This window comes from Klebsiella sp. CTHL.F3a (assembly GCF_019890895.1).
Classification (GTDB): domain Bacteria; phylum Pseudomonadota; class Gammaproteobacteria; order Enterobacterales; family Enterobacteriaceae; genus Klebsiella; species Klebsiella grimontii.
The window spans coordinates 821168-834312 of sequence record NZ_CP082360.1; the positions used below are offsets into that span (position 1 = coordinate 821168).

Here is a 13145-nt window from a genome sequence, read left to right on the forward strand (position 1 = left end):
AACGCTTCAACCTAAGTCGCCAAAACGCACCTGCAGGGCGGTAATGGCAGTGAGCGCAGTTGTCTCTGTACGCAGAACGCGCGGTCCCAACAGGATATCAGTAAACTGGTAGCGAGCAGTCATCGCTATCTCTTCTGCCGAAAGCCCGCCTTCCGGGCCAATCAGCAGCCGGATACGTTCGACCGGCAGCGGCAGCGTATTAATGCTGGCGCTGGCGCGAGGGTGCAAATTAAGCTTCAGGCCCTCGTCCTGCTCCGCACACCAGGCTTCAAGCTGCATGGCCGGGCGGATTTCCGGCACCACGTTGCGGCCGCTTTGCTCGCAGGCGGCAATGGCGATTTTCTGCCACTGCTGGATCTTTTTCTGCAAACGTTCGGCGTCCAGTTTAACGCCACAGCGCTCGGAAAACAGTGGCGTTATGAGGCTTACACCAAGTTCGATCGATTTCTGGATGGTGAATTCCATTTTTTCGCCGCGGGACATCACCTGGCCCAAATGGATATGCAGAGGGGATTCACGGTTATCAACTTTGCTGCTCTGTACTTCAACCAGAACATTTTTCTTACCGGCCTCGACAATAACCGCCTCGAAGACCTGATTGCTGCCGTCAAAAAGCTCTATAGCCTGGCCTTTACCCATCCGTAAAACGCGACCGACATGGTTGGCCGCGTCGTCGGAAAGAGCTATCTGGCTACCCGTGGTAATGCGTTCCGGGTGATGGATGCGAGGAATGCGCATGCTTGATGTTCCGTTCTTAGCGCAGATGTCTCTTCCCCCAGTAAAGGGGGAGGAGTAAAGCTGCAAATTAACAATTGCCGCTAGTGTAGGTTAGCTCTTTTGCGCCTGGCAAGCCTGCAGGACATAAGGATTATGGTTGCCCTGAACTTTGGCAATACGCGCGTCGCGTTCGCACTCCCAGGTTGTGACCGGGTACATCTTATCCCAGGCGGTAAACAGCTGGGTTTGCTGGCGGGAAAGATTGAGCTGGTAGCGGTCGCGCATATAGAAGTAGGTACGGGCGATGGCGCCACGTGCGCGCGCCGGCGGCTCGGCAACTTTATCTTTAAAATCAACCTTCATTGCGCACTGACCGTACTGGCCTTCGCCGCCGTTCCACTGGCTGTACATAAAGTTGGCGCGATCGCCGTTGACCTCGCCGACCGCCGGCTGCAGGTTATGCATGTCGCTTTCCATCTTGCGGTATTCCGGATCTTTAGCGCAGTTTTTGCGCCCGCCGTCCTGCCAGCACTGACGCTGATGGCCAAACTGCCATGCGGGAACCACATGCTCCCACTCGACCCGGCTGGCGCGATTTTCATTTTTACGCACTTTATAGCCACAAGACTCCAGGTCGATAACCCCCTTTTTTCCCTGCCAGTTGATTTTACAGCCGCAGTAAAAATCGCCGGGGGCATCGGCATTGACCTTGACCCCAGCGGTCTTGGCCTGAGAAAAACTGTTGATTCCTTCCGCTGCAAGCGGAGCGCATACCGCCGCGCTGAGAAATGCGACAGCAAAAATATGAATACGGGACATCGTTAACTCCGTGTCAAAACGAGCCCGCAACGTAACGAATGTGATTGCCAGACGCAATCAGTCAGATCAGAAAATTTCCAATTATTTCCGGAGATTACTTTTCCGCCACCAGAACATCTCCACAGCGCACGCAGCGATAGGTGGCCTCTCCGCGCATCACGCGATTGTGGCGGCGGACGGTAAGCTGGTGCTGCTGGCACTGGCAGCGGTAGGGGAAGGTATTTTTACGGACTGAATCGAGTTCGAAACGATGGGTGCGCAGAGCCGGAACGCCCAGCACGCTTTCCATCATCCATTTCCACTCTTTGCCGTGTGGCGCCACGCGGCCAAAGTGCTTCCACACCAGCAAGTGGGCCAGCTCGTGCGGCACGACTTCATCAATAAACGCCTGCTGGTTTTCCAGCAGCAGCACCGGGTTAAGGCGGATTTCATTTTTCTCCAGCCAGGCGGTACCGGCGGAGGTTCCCCGCTGCTGATAAACCAGCACCGGTTCAGGGTAAAGTCGTCCCAGCTTGAGGTTCGCTTTGGCCAGATTCTCCCGCAGGCTGCGCATAACGGCCTGTTGAAGGGCAATGGGAATTCGGGGTGTTTTCATAGCGCCAGAGGATAGTTCGGCGGGGTGAGGAGAGCAAGAAGAAGCTTCCTCCCGGGAGGGAGGAAGCGTATCAGGCTAGTCGCGCGCGCCGATTTCGCGCAGCTTGCGGCCTTTCATCAGGTTACGTTCGATATGCTCCAGCGAAACGTTTTTGGTTTCCGGGATCAGCCACAGGGTCAGGAAGATGAACAGGATGTTCAGGCCGCCATAGACCCAGAAGGTGTTGGCGCTGCCCAGCGAGTTCAGCATGGTCAGGAACGTCGCGCCGACGATCATGTTGGCAATCCAGTTGGTGGCCGTCGAACAGGTGATACCGAAATCACGCCCTTTCAGCGGCTGGATTTCGGAACACAGCACCCAAATCAGCGGGCCGGCGCTCATGGCAAAGCCAACGATAAACATCAGCAGCATCAGAACGGCAAAGTACTGCGCCGTGGCGGAGTGGATGCCGATATGCATCATGCTGCCCAGAATGCCCATGCCGAGCGCCATGACGATAAAGCCAAGGATCAGCGTCGGCTTACGGCCCCAGCGGTCGACAAGCCCGATGGCGATAAAGGTCGCCAGCACGTTGGTCAAACCAACGATGACGGTGCCCCACATCTGTTCGGTGGTATTGGCATAGCCCGCCAGTTCAAAAATCTTCGGCGCGTAGTACATGATGACGTTCATACCGGTGAACTGTTGCATCACCTGCAGCAGAACGCCGAGGAATACCGCGCGGCGGAAGTTGCTGTTTTCTTTGAACAGCGACCAGCCGGACTGTTTTACCTTCAGGCTTTCGCGGATCTCATCCAGCTCGCGTTTCGCTTCAGCGCTGGTGTCGCGCAGGCGCAGCAGAACCCGTTCGGCATCGACAAAGCGGCGCTTAGCGGCAAACCAGCGCGGGCTGTCCGGCAGGAAAACCACGCCAATCAGCAGCAGCACCGCCGGGATAATAATCACCCCGAGCATCCAGCGCCAGGCGCCGCTGTAGCTGAATGCCGTATCGGAAAGATAGGCGCCGAGAATACCAATAGTAATCATCAGCTGGTACATCGAAATCATGCTGCCGCGGATTTTTTCCGGGGCGATTTCAGACAGATACAGCGGGGCGGTGTAGGAGGCGACGCCCACGGCCAGGCCGAGCAGCACGCGGGAGATCAGTAGCACTTCCACGTTCGGCGCGGCGGCGGAGAATAGCGAGCCGGCAACGAACAGGATGGCGCCAATCATCAGGCTTTTTTTACGCCCGAGTTTGAAGGAGAGCCAGCCGCTGCCCACTGCGCCGACGGCGGCGCCGAACATCATGGAGCTGACCACCCATTCCTGAGTGTGGGCGCTTATCTGGAACTCGTTGGCAATAAAGGGTAAGGCACCCGCAATAACACCGATATCAAGGCCGAACAGCAGGCCAGCCAGTGCGGCGAGGAAGCAGACAAAGAACGTCATCGTCTTGTTCGAACGCCCTTGTTTTTTGTTGTCAGGCATAACGCCCTCCGGTTGAGTTATTGATCCTGTCGATGCGTAGGGTAGGTAAATACGTCGTAAAAAAATGTGATAGTAATCACGACAGTGTAATCGGTTACACTAGAGTAAAGAAACGTAATTGTTATAAACGTATTTAAATCAGTATATTAATTGAGTTTAGTCTAAGAAATTAAAAGCGCTAATCAGACTTTGCTGAAATATTGTGTAACAAAGTGAAGGGTTATTACATTTTGCACGTATTAGGGGAGTATGTTTGCGCTGTATATGATGTAATCGCTTCCATTTTTGACGAGCGGAAGGCAGGATTCGGCGTCAGCGGAGGGAAGCTAAAGTAAAAAGGCCAGCGCGGGGCTGGCCTTGAAAGCGGGGAAGTGCGGAGATTATTTCAGACCGGACGCTTCGCGCAGCTGGGCTGCTTTGTCGGTTTTTTCCCATGGGAAATGTTCGCGACCGAAGTGACCGTATGCCGCCGTCTCTTTGTAGATCGGGTGCAGCAGATCCAGCATCTGAATCAGGCCGTACGGACGGAGGTCAAAGAACTCACGCACCAGCAGGGTCAACTGCTCAGAAGGCACTTTTTCGGTACCAAAGGTTTCAACCATGATTGACGTCGGCTCCGCCACGCCGATGGCGTAGGAAACCTGAATTTCACAACGATCGGCCAGGCCAGCGGCAACGATGTTTTTCGCTACATAGCGCGCCGCGTAGGCCGCAGAACGGTCCACTTTAGATGGATCTTTACCGGAGAACGCGCCGCCGCCGTGACGAGCCATGCCGCCGTAGGTGTCAACGATGATTTTACGCCCGGTCAGGCCGCAGTCGCCCATTGGTCCGCCGATAACAAAACGGCCGGTTGGGTTGATAAAGAATTTTGTGGCGCTGTTCAGCCACTCGGTCGGCAGAACCGGTTTGATGATCTCTTCCATCACCGCTTCCTGCAGCGATTTCTGGTCGATATCTTCCGCGTGCTGGGTCGACAGGACTACCGCGTCAATGCCGACGATTTTACCGTCGTCGTACTGGAAGGTGACCTGGCTTTTCGCATCCGGGCGCAGCCACGGCAGAGTGCCGTTTTTGCGCACTTCAGCCTGACGCTGCACCAGACGGTGCGCATAGGTGATCGGCGCCGGCATCAGCACGTCGGTTTCGTTGGTGGCATAGCCAAACATCAGGCCCTGGTCGCCCGCGCCCTGTTCCAGCGGATCGGCGCGGTCAACGCCCTGGTTGATGTCCGGAGACTGTTTACCGATAGCACTCAGGACCGCGCAGGAGTTGGCGTCAAAACCCATGTCGGAATGCACGTAGCCAATTTCACGGACCGTGTTACGGGTGATCTCTTCAATATCAACCCATGCGCTGGTGGTGATCTCGCCACCGACCAGAACCATGCCGGTTTTGACATAGGTTTCACAAGCTACGCGCGCCTTCGGATCCTGTTCGAGGATCGCATCCAGCACGGCGTCGGAGATTTGGTCAGCAATTTTGTCGGGATGCCCTTCTGATACGGACTCTGACGTAAAGAGGTGTTTTGCCATGTTTTATTTCACCTGTGGACGATTCGGGTAGCTCATACTGTTGTGTAGAATGGCTTTGACGGATGACTCTACCAAAGCTTGCAGGTAGCGACACGAGCAGTCTGAGTGTTAATCAGTATAGATGGATTAACTTCTGGACGGCTATTTTAGGGCAGTTCTTGACCCCATTTCCAGCCTTTTTTGATATTCGTCGCATTTATAGAAAAAGGGCGGTGGCAATTTTTCCTGACAATCCCCGGTAACGCGCATATTTTTATTTTGCTTTTTACCCCGCTTCTCGGTATAAAACGCCGCGCGCGGCTCATTAAAACAGCGCACGAGCATTTACCTCGTGACGCCACTTCCAGCCGGGTTAAGCAGTCTGTATTGACAGAGTCCCGCAGCGGCGTTTTCGCTGACTGTCTGGAACGTATAGCTTTGGCTTGTCGCTGGCCCGTCTCGGGGCAGTGTGGAGGTGATACCAGATAATGAACCCACGTTTTTCGCCTGATTCGTCGCGTCGTTCCGTCGCGCGTCACTATCCCGCAACCCGCATCTCTCTCATGCAAACCAGCCGATGTTCTACCCATCTCGGCGCTTCTCAGGATTCCCGGGCCGGCAGGCTGCTGGAACACTGAACAAGGGCGCTCTTGCGATAGCAAGGGTTTTCTCGTGGTTTCTCCGGACTGTCATACTCCGTTCGGGTACGTGTTTTACGATGATATGAATAAGAAACCGGTCGCTCAGCCGCAAGACCAGCACTATCTACTGGGATTTCGGACTGTTTATGGGTTGTTATCGCTTCTTCGGATTGCGATAGTAGTCAACTGTTTTACACTTGTTACTAAAATTTGAGGTTCGCTATGTCTGACGACATGTCATTATCTTCGCCTTCGTCAGCAGGCGATCACGGTGTACTACGTTCCATGCAGGAGGTTGCGATGAGCTCCCAGGAAGCCAGCAAGATGCTACGTACTTACAATATTGCCTGGTGGGGTAATAACTACTACGACGTTAACGAACTGGGCCATATCAGCGTCTGCCCGGATCCTGACGTCCCGGAAGCGCGCGTTGACCTTGCTGAGCTGGTGAAAGCCCGTGAAGCTCAGGGGCAGCGCCTGCCTGCGCTGTTCTGCTTCCCGCAGATTTTGCAGCACCGTCTGCGTTCGATTAACGCCGCCTTCAAACGCGCGCGTGAGTCTTATGGCTATAACGGTGACTACTTCCTGGTTTATCCGATCAAGGTCAACCAGCATCGCCGCGTCATTGAATCGCTGATCCACTCCGGCGAGCCGCTGGGTCTGGAAGCCGGTTCGAAGGCTGAGCTGATGGCGGTGCTGGCACACGCCGGTATGACCCGCAGCGTCATTGTTTGTAACGGCTACAAAGACCGTGAATATATCCGCCTGGCGCTGGTGGGCGAAAAGATGGGCCACAAGGTTTATCTGGTCATCGAGAAGATGTCGGAAATCGCCATCGTGCTGGAAGAAGCCGAGCGGCTGAACGTGGTACCGCGTCTTGGCGTGCGCGCGCGTCTGGCTTCGCAGGGCTCCGGTAAGTGGCAATCTTCCGGCGGCGAAAAATCCAAATTTGGCCTCGCGGCGACCCAGGTTCTGCAGCTGGTTGAAATTCTGCGCTCTGCCGGGCATCTGGACAGCCTGCAGCTGCTGCATTTCCACCTTGGCTCGCAGATGGCCAATATTCGCGATATCGCCACCGGCGTACGTGAATCCGCGCGTTTCTACGTTGAGCTGCATAAGCTGGGCGTGAATATTCAGTGCTTTGACGTTGGCGGCGGTCTCGGCGTTGACTACGAGGGCACCCGTTCGCAGTCCGACTGTTCGGTAAACTACGGCCTGAACGAATACGCCAACAACATTATTTGGGCGATTGGCGATGCCTGCGAAGAGAACGGTTTGCCGCATCCGACGGTGATCACTGAATCCGGCCGCGCGGTCACGGCGCACCACACCGTGCTGGTATCGAATATTATCGGCGTTGAGCGTAACGAATATACCGAGGCGACCCCGCCTGAGGAAGACGCCGCGCGTCCGCTGCAAAGCATGTGGGAAACCTGGCTGGAGATGCAGGAAACCGGCAACCGCCGCTCGCTGCGCGAATGGTTGCACGACAGCCAGATGGATCTGCACGATATCCACATCGGCTACTCCTCCGGCACTTTTAATCTTCAAGAGCGCGCCTGGGCCGAGCAGCTGTATCTGAATATGTGCCATGAAGTTCAGAAGCAGCTCGACCCCAGCAACCGCGCGCATCGCCCGATTATTGATGAGCTGCAGGAGCGCATGGCGGATAAGATCTACGTCAACTTCTCCCTGTTCCAGTCGATGCCGGATGCGTGGGGTATCGATCAGCTGTTCCCGGTGATGCCGCTGGAAGGGCTGAACAAGATACCGGAACGCCGCGCGGTGCTGCTGGATATCACCTGCGATTCCGACGGCGCGATTGACCACTATGTGGATGGCGACGGTATTGCGACCACCATGCCGATGCCGGAATACGATCCGGAGAATCCGCCGATGCTGGGCTTCTTTATGGTGGGCGCCTACCAGGAGATCCTCGGCAATATGCACAACCTGTTCGGCGATACGGAAGCCGTAGACGTGTTTGTCTTCCCTGACGGCAGCGTCGAAGTTGAGCTGTCGGATGAAGGGGATACCGTTGCGGATATGCTGCAGTACGTGCAGCTCGATCCGAACACGCTGTTGACCCAGTTCCGCGATCAGGTAAAAAATACGGACCTGGACGCCGCCCTGCAGCAGCAGTTCCTTGAAGAGTTCGAAGCGGGTTTATACGGCTACACTTATCTCGAAGACGAGTGATATACGTCCTCTCCGTAGCCGAGAGGGAAGAGAGGGGAGAGAAGGCTCATTACGCCATTCGCCAGACTCACTTGAACGCGTAGACATTTACGGCGATAATTCGCTCAACTAAGCAGTAAACTCATTTAAACCCTTCCTCGTCGGGCCTAACGACGCGGAAGGGTTTTTTTATATTTGTATTTCAACGCAACGACGGTAAAAGAGGTCATATCCATGAGCACCTTAGGTCATCAATACGATAACTCCCTGGTATCTAACGCATTTGGTTTTCTGCGTCTACCGATGAATTTCATGCCGTATGACAGCGATGCGGACTGGGTCATCACCGGCGTACCGTTTGATATGGCGACCTCCGGACGCGCGGGCGGCCGTCATGGCCCGGCGGCGATCCGTCAGGTGTCGACGAACCTTGCGTGGGAGCACAACCGCTTCCCGTGGAATTTTGACATGCGCGAGCGCCTGAACGTCGTGGACTGCGGCGACCTGGTTTATGCCTTCGGCGACGCGCGTGAAATGAGTGAAAAGCTGCAGGCCCACGCGGAAAAACTGCTGGCGGCAGGTAAACGCATGCTCTCCTTTGGCGGCGACCACTTTGTCACCCTGCCGCTGCTGCGCGCTCACGCTAAGCACTTTGGCAAAATGGCGCTGGTGCATTTTGATGCCCATACCGATACCTACGCCAACGGCTGCGAATTTGACCACGGCACCATGTTCTACACCGCGCCGAACGAAGGCCTGATCGATCCGAATCACTCAGTGCAGATCGGTATCCGTACCGAGTTTGATAAAGACAACGGCTTCACGGTGCTGGATGCGGGCCAGGTCAACGATCGCAGCGTTGACGACGTGATCGCTCAGGTGAAACAGATCGTCGGCGATATGCCAGTGTACCTGACCTTTGATATCGACTGCCTGGACCCGGCGTTTGCCCCGGGTACCGGTACGCCGGTGATCGGCGGCCTGACCTCCGATCGGGCGATCAAGCTGGTGCGCGGCCTGAAGGATCTGAACATCGTCGGCATGGACGTGGTGGAAGTCGCTCCGGCCTACGACCAGTCCGAAATCACCGCCCTGGCGGCGGCGACGCTGGCGCTGGAAATGCTCTACATTCAGGCGGCGAAAAAAGGCGAATAAGCCTCAGACGCTCACTGCTGCTGCGCGACGCATGCGCAGCAGCAGCACGCCTCCGGCGCAAAGCGTCATCAGCTGTGATACCACCAGCACCGAGAATCCCGAGCTTACCGATCCCGCCGACTTCATGACCATCCCCATCAGCAGCGGGATAAACGCTGCGCAGATATTGCCGATGCCATTAATAATGCCATAGGCGCTGCCGACCGCCTCGCGTGGCGCATGGTGCTGCACGACCGCAGGGATCGCCGCGCCCTGCAACCCCCAGAATACGTTCGCCGCCAGCATAAACAGCGCCAGCATCGCCTGCTGGTGGCTGAGCATCAGCGCCAACACCGACAGAGCGGTCAGCAGGCCGCCGATAATAAACAGCACGGGCGCCTGCTCCGGCCGCATCTTATCGAGCAATACCCCGCCGAGAAATTTTGACCCCAGACTTAGCAGAAACGGAACCGCCGCCAGCAGGCCGGTGGCCTGCAGCGAGAAGTGATGCTCGTCGCGTAGCCAGGTCGGCAGCCAGGCGCTACTGCCCCACAGATAGCTGAGGGTGGCGATCTCCACCACCAGGATCCAGCCGAGCAGCGGCGTGCGCCAGGCGAGAGTAAAGGTTTTGATGATACCGGGCTTTGCGCAGCGTTCATTGACGACAGGGGCGGGCAGAAAGCGCCAGATTAATCCGCCGCCGAGCAGCAGGTTCAGCAGCGCCAGGGCGTAAAACGAACCCATCCAGCCGACGTGCGCCATCAGCCAGGTGACCAGCGGAAAGCCTATCGCCAGCCCGAGCGAGACGCCGAGGGCCGTCACGGCGTTAGGTTTACCAACCTCATCGGCAGCGAAGCTATCGCTGATAAAGCGGGTTTTCAGCGAGAATAGCGGCCCCTCGGCAACGCCGAGAACGATGCGCGCGATTAACATTCCCAGCAGCGAGCCCAGCAGCGGCGAAACCGCGCAAACCAGCGCCCATATTGCCACGCTGCTTAACAGTCCCTGGCGATAGTTGAGCCTGCTTTCTATAAGCGGAGTTAATATTAATGCCGATAAACCATAACCCAGGAGAAAGCATGTCATCAGCATGCCTTGTAACATTCTGTTTTCATTTAAATGAAAGTGAGCGGCGAATTCGGGGTTCAGGATCATTACCGAGATATTTACCCGATCGACGTAAGAAATAATTATTAACAAAAGTAGTGCGATAGTACCTTGCCATCTTGCCGCCATGTTTTACCTCTTTTTTAAATTTAATACATATTGGTTATTATTTTTTTAACGCCAGAAATAATCACCTGACTAAAATGGTTCACCTATGAAATTCTATGTTTTTTAAGGTTAAAATTTCATTATGTTTCATATGTGAAACCGTGAGATTTACCTTTGTGCTCATTTCTAACGAGCATTGTGAAAAGAAGTCAACAGGTCCACTTCATTTCTTAAGAGATAGCGTTATTTATAATGAAAGAGCACTTTAAATATCATCATTTCATCTGGCTGCTTTTTTTCGTGATCAATTCCACAGTTAGCTAATTAAAAGTCTGTTCATTAACAATTTAATCACATTAGCGCTTGACGAAATATTCATCGCTTTTATATTGACCGTATTAAATAAGAAACAGAGTTTCATATATGAAACAGAGCCCGGAGGAATGCGATGAGCTGGATTGGCGTGTGTGACGCGGAGCAAGTACAGGAAGATTTCCCCTACAGCGGCAGTATCGACGGTAAAGAAATCGGTATCTATCTGATTGATGGCGAATATTACGCGCTGGAAGACGTTTGTCCCCACGCTTATGCGCTGCTGAGCCAGGGCTTTGTTGAAGATGGCAAGGTGGAGTGCCCGCTGCATGAAGCGGTATTCGACGTCAAAACCGGCCAGTGTTTGCACGGCCCCGGTGGCCGCAGCCTGCATCGCTACCCGGTGCGGGTATACGACGAGCAGATCCAGATTTCTTTTATCGAGGAGAACGTGGCATGAGCGAATCCCTGGACTTTAACCCGGCATTGCCGGAAAGCCGTCAGTTCACGCCGCCGGCGGAAGGCGGAAACGGCAATATTCACAAGCCCGGCGACTATCCCAATCTGATCTGGCAAACCCGCAGCCGGGTGCCGGAAAGCTGGGAACTACAGCTTATTGCCACCCTGGAAACGCTCTTTGAGCAGGGCGCGGAAAACCTCGGCGAGCTGGTGAGCGGCCTGAACGGCGTCAGAATGTACGACCAGCAGGGCGAACCGTGGAGCGAAAGCAGCTTCCAGGCATTTCTGCAGGTAAATGGATACTGAGGACACAGCGATGACGACAACGGTACAAAACTATCTTGATAAAGGGTTACGCGGCCTGTGGTATCCGGTGCTGGCGAGTTGGGAAGTGCAGTCGGCTCCGGTGGGCATTACCCGCCTCGGCGAACAGATTGTGGTCTGGCGCAATAAAGACGGCCAGGTGCAGGCGCTGGAAGACCGCTGCCCGCATCGCGGCGCGCGCCTGTCGATGGGCTGGAACCTGGGCGATCGCATCGCCTGCTGGTATCACGGCGTGGAAGTGGCCGGCAACGGCGAAGTGAAAGACGTCCCGGCGGTTGACCGCTGTCCGCTGGTGGGTCAGCAGTGCGTCCGCAGCTACAGCGTTCAGGAAGCGCACGGCGCTATTTTTGTGTGGTTTGGCGTCACCGCCGACCAGCAGCCTGATGAGCTGAACTTTCCGCAAGAGCTGGCCGATAGCGACAAATATAGCAACTTCCTGTGTACCGCGGCATGGAAATGCAACTACCAGTACGCCCTGGAAAACGTGATGGACCCGATGCATGGCACCTATCTCCACTCCTCCTCTCACTCGATGGCGGAAGGCGATCGCAAAGCCGACATGGTGCTGCAGCCCACGAAAACCGGGTTTATTTTTGAGAAGAAAGGGCAGGTTGGCGTTAACTTCGACTGGGTTGAACTGGGCAACAGCGGGACCTACTGGATGCGCCTCTCTATTCCGTACAAAAAGCGCTTTGGACCGGGCGGTCACTTCTGGATTGTCGGCATGGTGGTGCCGGAAGATAACGACAACTGCCGCGTCTTCTTCTGGCGCATCCGTGGCGTACAGGGCTGGCAGCGCGATCTGTGGCGTTTTATGTATCGCAACCGCCTGGAAAAACTGCACTGGGAAGTGCTCGAGCAGGATCGCGTGGTGCTGGAAAGCCTGGCGCCGAATGCCCGCGATCGTGAATATCTTTATCAGCATGACGTCGGCCTTTCGCGTCTGCGCCGCATGATGCAGAAAGCGGCAAAAGAGCAGTTGGCGGCCCTGGAAGAGCAGCAGGGAGCCGCCTGATGAACGGCCTGCTTAACGGGAAACGTATCGTCGTCACCGGCGCGGCGCGCGGCCTGGGCTACCACTTCGCCGAAGCCTGCGCCGGACAGGGCGCGGCGGTGGTGATGTGCGACATTCTGCGGGGTGAGCTGGCGGAAAGCGCCCATCGTCTGCAGGAAAAGGGCTACCGCATCGAATCCCACGCGATCGATCTCGCCGATAGCGAATCGATCGACCGGGTATTCAGCGCTATCGGCGAGCGGGGAGCGATCGACGGGTTAGTGAATAATGCGGCAATGGCCACCGGCGTCGGCGGTAAAAACATGCTCGATTACGATCCGGATCTGTGGGATCGGGTGATGACGGTTAACGTTAAAGGTACCTGGCTGGTGACCCGCGCGGCGGTGCCGCTGCTGCGCGAAGGGGCGGGGATCGTCAATGTCGCCTCGGATACCGCCCTGTGGGGGGCGCCGCGGCTGATGGCCTACGTTGCCAGTAAAGGCGCGGTGATCGCGATGACCCGCTCAATGGCCCGCGAGCTGGGGGAAAGGCGCATCCGCATAAACGCCATCGCGCCGGGGCTGACCCGCGTTGAGGCGACGGAATACGTGCCTGCGGAACGCCATCAACTTTATGAAAACGGTCGCGCGCTGAGCGGCGCGCAGCAGCCGGAAGACGTCACCGGCAGCGTGGTCTGGTTGCTCAGCGATCTGTCGCGGTTTATCACCGGCCAGCTGATCCCGGTCAACGGCGGTTTTGTTTTTAACTAATAA

General features: G+C 55.9%; 14 protein-coding genes. 8 read left to right on the plus strand and 6 right to left on the minus strand.

From position 1 onward, the window contains the following. Positions 1-6 precede the first annotated feature (6 nt). From rsmE to metK, 5 genes are all read right to left on the minus strand, one after another. Positions 7-738, minus strand: a complete 732-nt coding sequence (rsmE, locus tag K7H21_RS03915; RefSeq protein WP_004125147.1) for a 16S rRNA (uracil(1498)-N(3))-methyltransferase — start codon at positions 736-738, stop codon at positions 7-9. Between the two features lie 90 nt (positions 739-828). Next, on the minus strand, positions 829-1536 hold the full coding sequence (endA, locus tag K7H21_RS03920; protein ID WP_004125144.1) for a deoxyribonuclease I: 708 nt from the start codon (positions 1534-1536) through the stop codon (positions 829-831). A 94-nt stretch (positions 1537-1630) separates the two neighbouring features. After that, a complete protein-coding gene (locus K7H21_RS03925; protein WP_087828544.1) occupies positions 1631-2131 on the minus strand; it encodes a SprT family zinc-dependent metalloprotease in 501 nt (166 codons plus the stop codon). A 75-nt stretch (positions 2132-2206) separates the two neighbouring features. Beyond that, on the minus strand, positions 2207-3601 hold the full coding sequence (locus K7H21_RS03930) for a sugar porter family MFS transporter (RefSeq protein WP_004125138.1): 1395 nt from the start codon (positions 3599-3601) through the stop codon (positions 2207-2209). A 380-nt stretch (positions 3602-3981) separates the two neighbouring features. Then, a complete protein-coding gene (gene metK / locus K7H21_RS03935; protein WP_004125136.1) occupies positions 3982-5136 on the minus strand; it encodes a methionine adenosyltransferase in 1155 nt (384 codons plus the stop codon). A gap of 467 nt (positions 5137-5603) precedes the next feature. On the opposite strand from metK, the gene K7H21_RS28885 reads away from it, so the two are divergent. From K7H21_RS28885 to speB, 4 genes are all read left to right on the plus strand, one after another. Next, complete coding sequence (locus K7H21_RS28885; protein WP_227637570.1) at positions 5604-5753, plus strand: hypothetical protein; 150 nt, start codon at positions 5604-5606, stop codon at positions 5751-5753. An 85-nt stretch (positions 5754-5838) separates the two neighbouring features. Continuing rightward, positions 5839-5970 (plus strand): acid stress response protein YqgB, encoded by a 132-nt coding sequence (gene yqgB / locus K7H21_RS03945; RefSeq protein WP_075210876.1) that lies wholly within the window; start codon positions 5839-5841, stop codon positions 5968-5970. Between the two features lie 8 nt (positions 5971-5978). Further along, positions 5979-7955, plus strand: a complete 1977-nt coding sequence (gene speA / locus K7H21_RS03950) for a biosynthetic arginine decarboxylase (protein WP_004125134.1) — start codon at positions 5979-5981, stop codon at positions 7953-7955. Between the two features lie 213 nt (positions 7956-8168). After that, a complete protein-coding gene (gene speB / locus K7H21_RS03955) occupies positions 8169-9089 on the plus strand; it encodes an agmatinase (RefSeq protein WP_004205166.1) in 921 nt (306 codons plus the stop codon). Positions 9090-9092: 3 nt separating this feature from the next. Here speB and K7H21_RS03960 read toward each other — a convergent pair whose 3' ends face one another. After that, positions 9093-10304 carry an MFS transporter gene (locus tag K7H21_RS03960; protein ID WP_142983814.1) on the minus strand — a complete coding sequence of 404 codons (1212 nt, stop codon included), beginning with the start codon at positions 10302-10304 and terminating at the stop codon, positions 9093-9095. A 427-nt stretch (positions 10305-10731) separates the two neighbouring features. Between K7H21_RS03960 and K7H21_RS03965 the strand changes: the two genes are divergently transcribed. The 4 genes from K7H21_RS03965 to K7H21_RS03980 are packed head-to-tail and all read left to right on the plus strand — an operon-like array spanning position 10732 to position 13142. Next, on the plus strand, positions 10732-11055 hold the full coding sequence (locus tag K7H21_RS03965; protein WP_112166751.1) for a Rieske (2Fe-2S) protein: 324 nt from the start codon (positions 10732-10734) through the stop codon (positions 11053-11055). Then, entirely contained in the window at positions 11052-11360 is a 309-nt protein-coding gene (locus K7H21_RS03970) for a recombinase-like helix-turn-helix domain-containing protein (RefSeq protein ID WP_004125120.1), read from the plus strand. Before K7H21_RS03965 ends, K7H21_RS03970 begins: the two co-directional genes overlap by 4 nt. A gap of 10 nt (positions 11361-11370) precedes the next feature. Further along, positions 11371-12393, plus strand: coding sequence for an aromatic ring-hydroxylating oxygenase subunit alpha (locus tag K7H21_RS03975; RefSeq protein WP_223035589.1), 1023 nt, complete (start codon positions 11371-11373; stop codon positions 12391-12393). Further along, on the plus strand, positions 12393-13142 hold the full coding sequence (locus K7H21_RS03980; protein ID WP_004125115.1) for an SDR family oxidoreductase: 750 nt from the start codon (positions 12393-12395) through the stop codon (positions 13140-13142). The genes K7H21_RS03975 and K7H21_RS03980 overlap by 1 nt, the downstream gene beginning before the upstream one ends. The last annotated feature ends 3 nt before the right edge of the window (positions 13143-13145 follow it).

Bases quoted from the DNA above. Each gene is read 5' to 3' on its own strand.
- rsmE (WP_004125147.1), bottom strand. From the start codon at position 738: ATGCGCATTCCTCGCATCCATCACCCGGAACGCATTACCACGGGTAGC.
- endA (WP_004125144.1), bottom strand. From the start codon at position 1,536: ATGTCCCGTATTCATATTTTTGCTGTCGCATTTCTCAGCGCGGCGGTA.
- K7H21_RS03925 (WP_087828544.1), bottom strand. From the start codon at position 2,131: ATGAAAACACCCCGAATTCCCATTGCCCTTCAACAGGCCGTTATGCGC.
- K7H21_RS03930 (WP_004125138.1), bottom strand. From the start codon at position 3,601: ATGCCTGACAACAAAAAACAAGGGCGTTCGAACAAGACGATGACGTTC.
- metK (WP_004125136.1), bottom strand. From the start codon at position 5,136: ATGGCAAAACACCTCTTTACGTCAGAGTCCGTATCAGAAGGGCATCCC.
- K7H21_RS28885 (WP_227637570.1), top strand. From the start codon at position 5,604: ATGAACCCACGTTTTTCGCCTGATTCGTCGCGTCGTTCCGTCGCGCGT.
- yqgB (WP_075210876.1), top strand. From the start codon at position 5,839: ATGAATAAGAAACCGGTCGCTCAGCCGCAAGACCAGCACTATCTACTG.
- speA (WP_004125134.1), top strand. From the start codon at position 5,979: ATGTCTGACGACATGTCATTATCTTCGCCTTCGTCAGCAGGCGATCAC.
- speB (WP_004205166.1), top strand. From the start codon at position 8,169: ATGAGCACCTTAGGTCATCAATACGATAACTCCCTGGTATCTAACGCA.
- K7H21_RS03960 (WP_142983814.1), bottom strand. From the start codon at position 10,304: ATGGCGGCAAGATGGCAAGGTACTATCGCACTACTTTTGTTAATAATT.
- K7H21_RS03965 (WP_112166751.1), top strand. From the start codon at position 10,732: ATGAGCTGGATTGGCGTGTGTGACGCGGAGCAAGTACAGGAAGATTTC.
- K7H21_RS03970 (WP_004125120.1), top strand. From the start codon at position 11,052: ATGAGCGAATCCCTGGACTTTAACCCGGCATTGCCGGAAAGCCGTCAG.
- K7H21_RS03975 (WP_223035589.1), top strand. From the start codon at position 11,371: ATGACGACAACGGTACAAAACTATCTTGATAAAGGGTTACGCGGCCTG.
- K7H21_RS03980 (WP_004125115.1), top strand. From the start codon at position 12,393: ATGAACGGCCTGCTTAACGGGAAACGTATCGTCGTCACCGGCGCGGCG.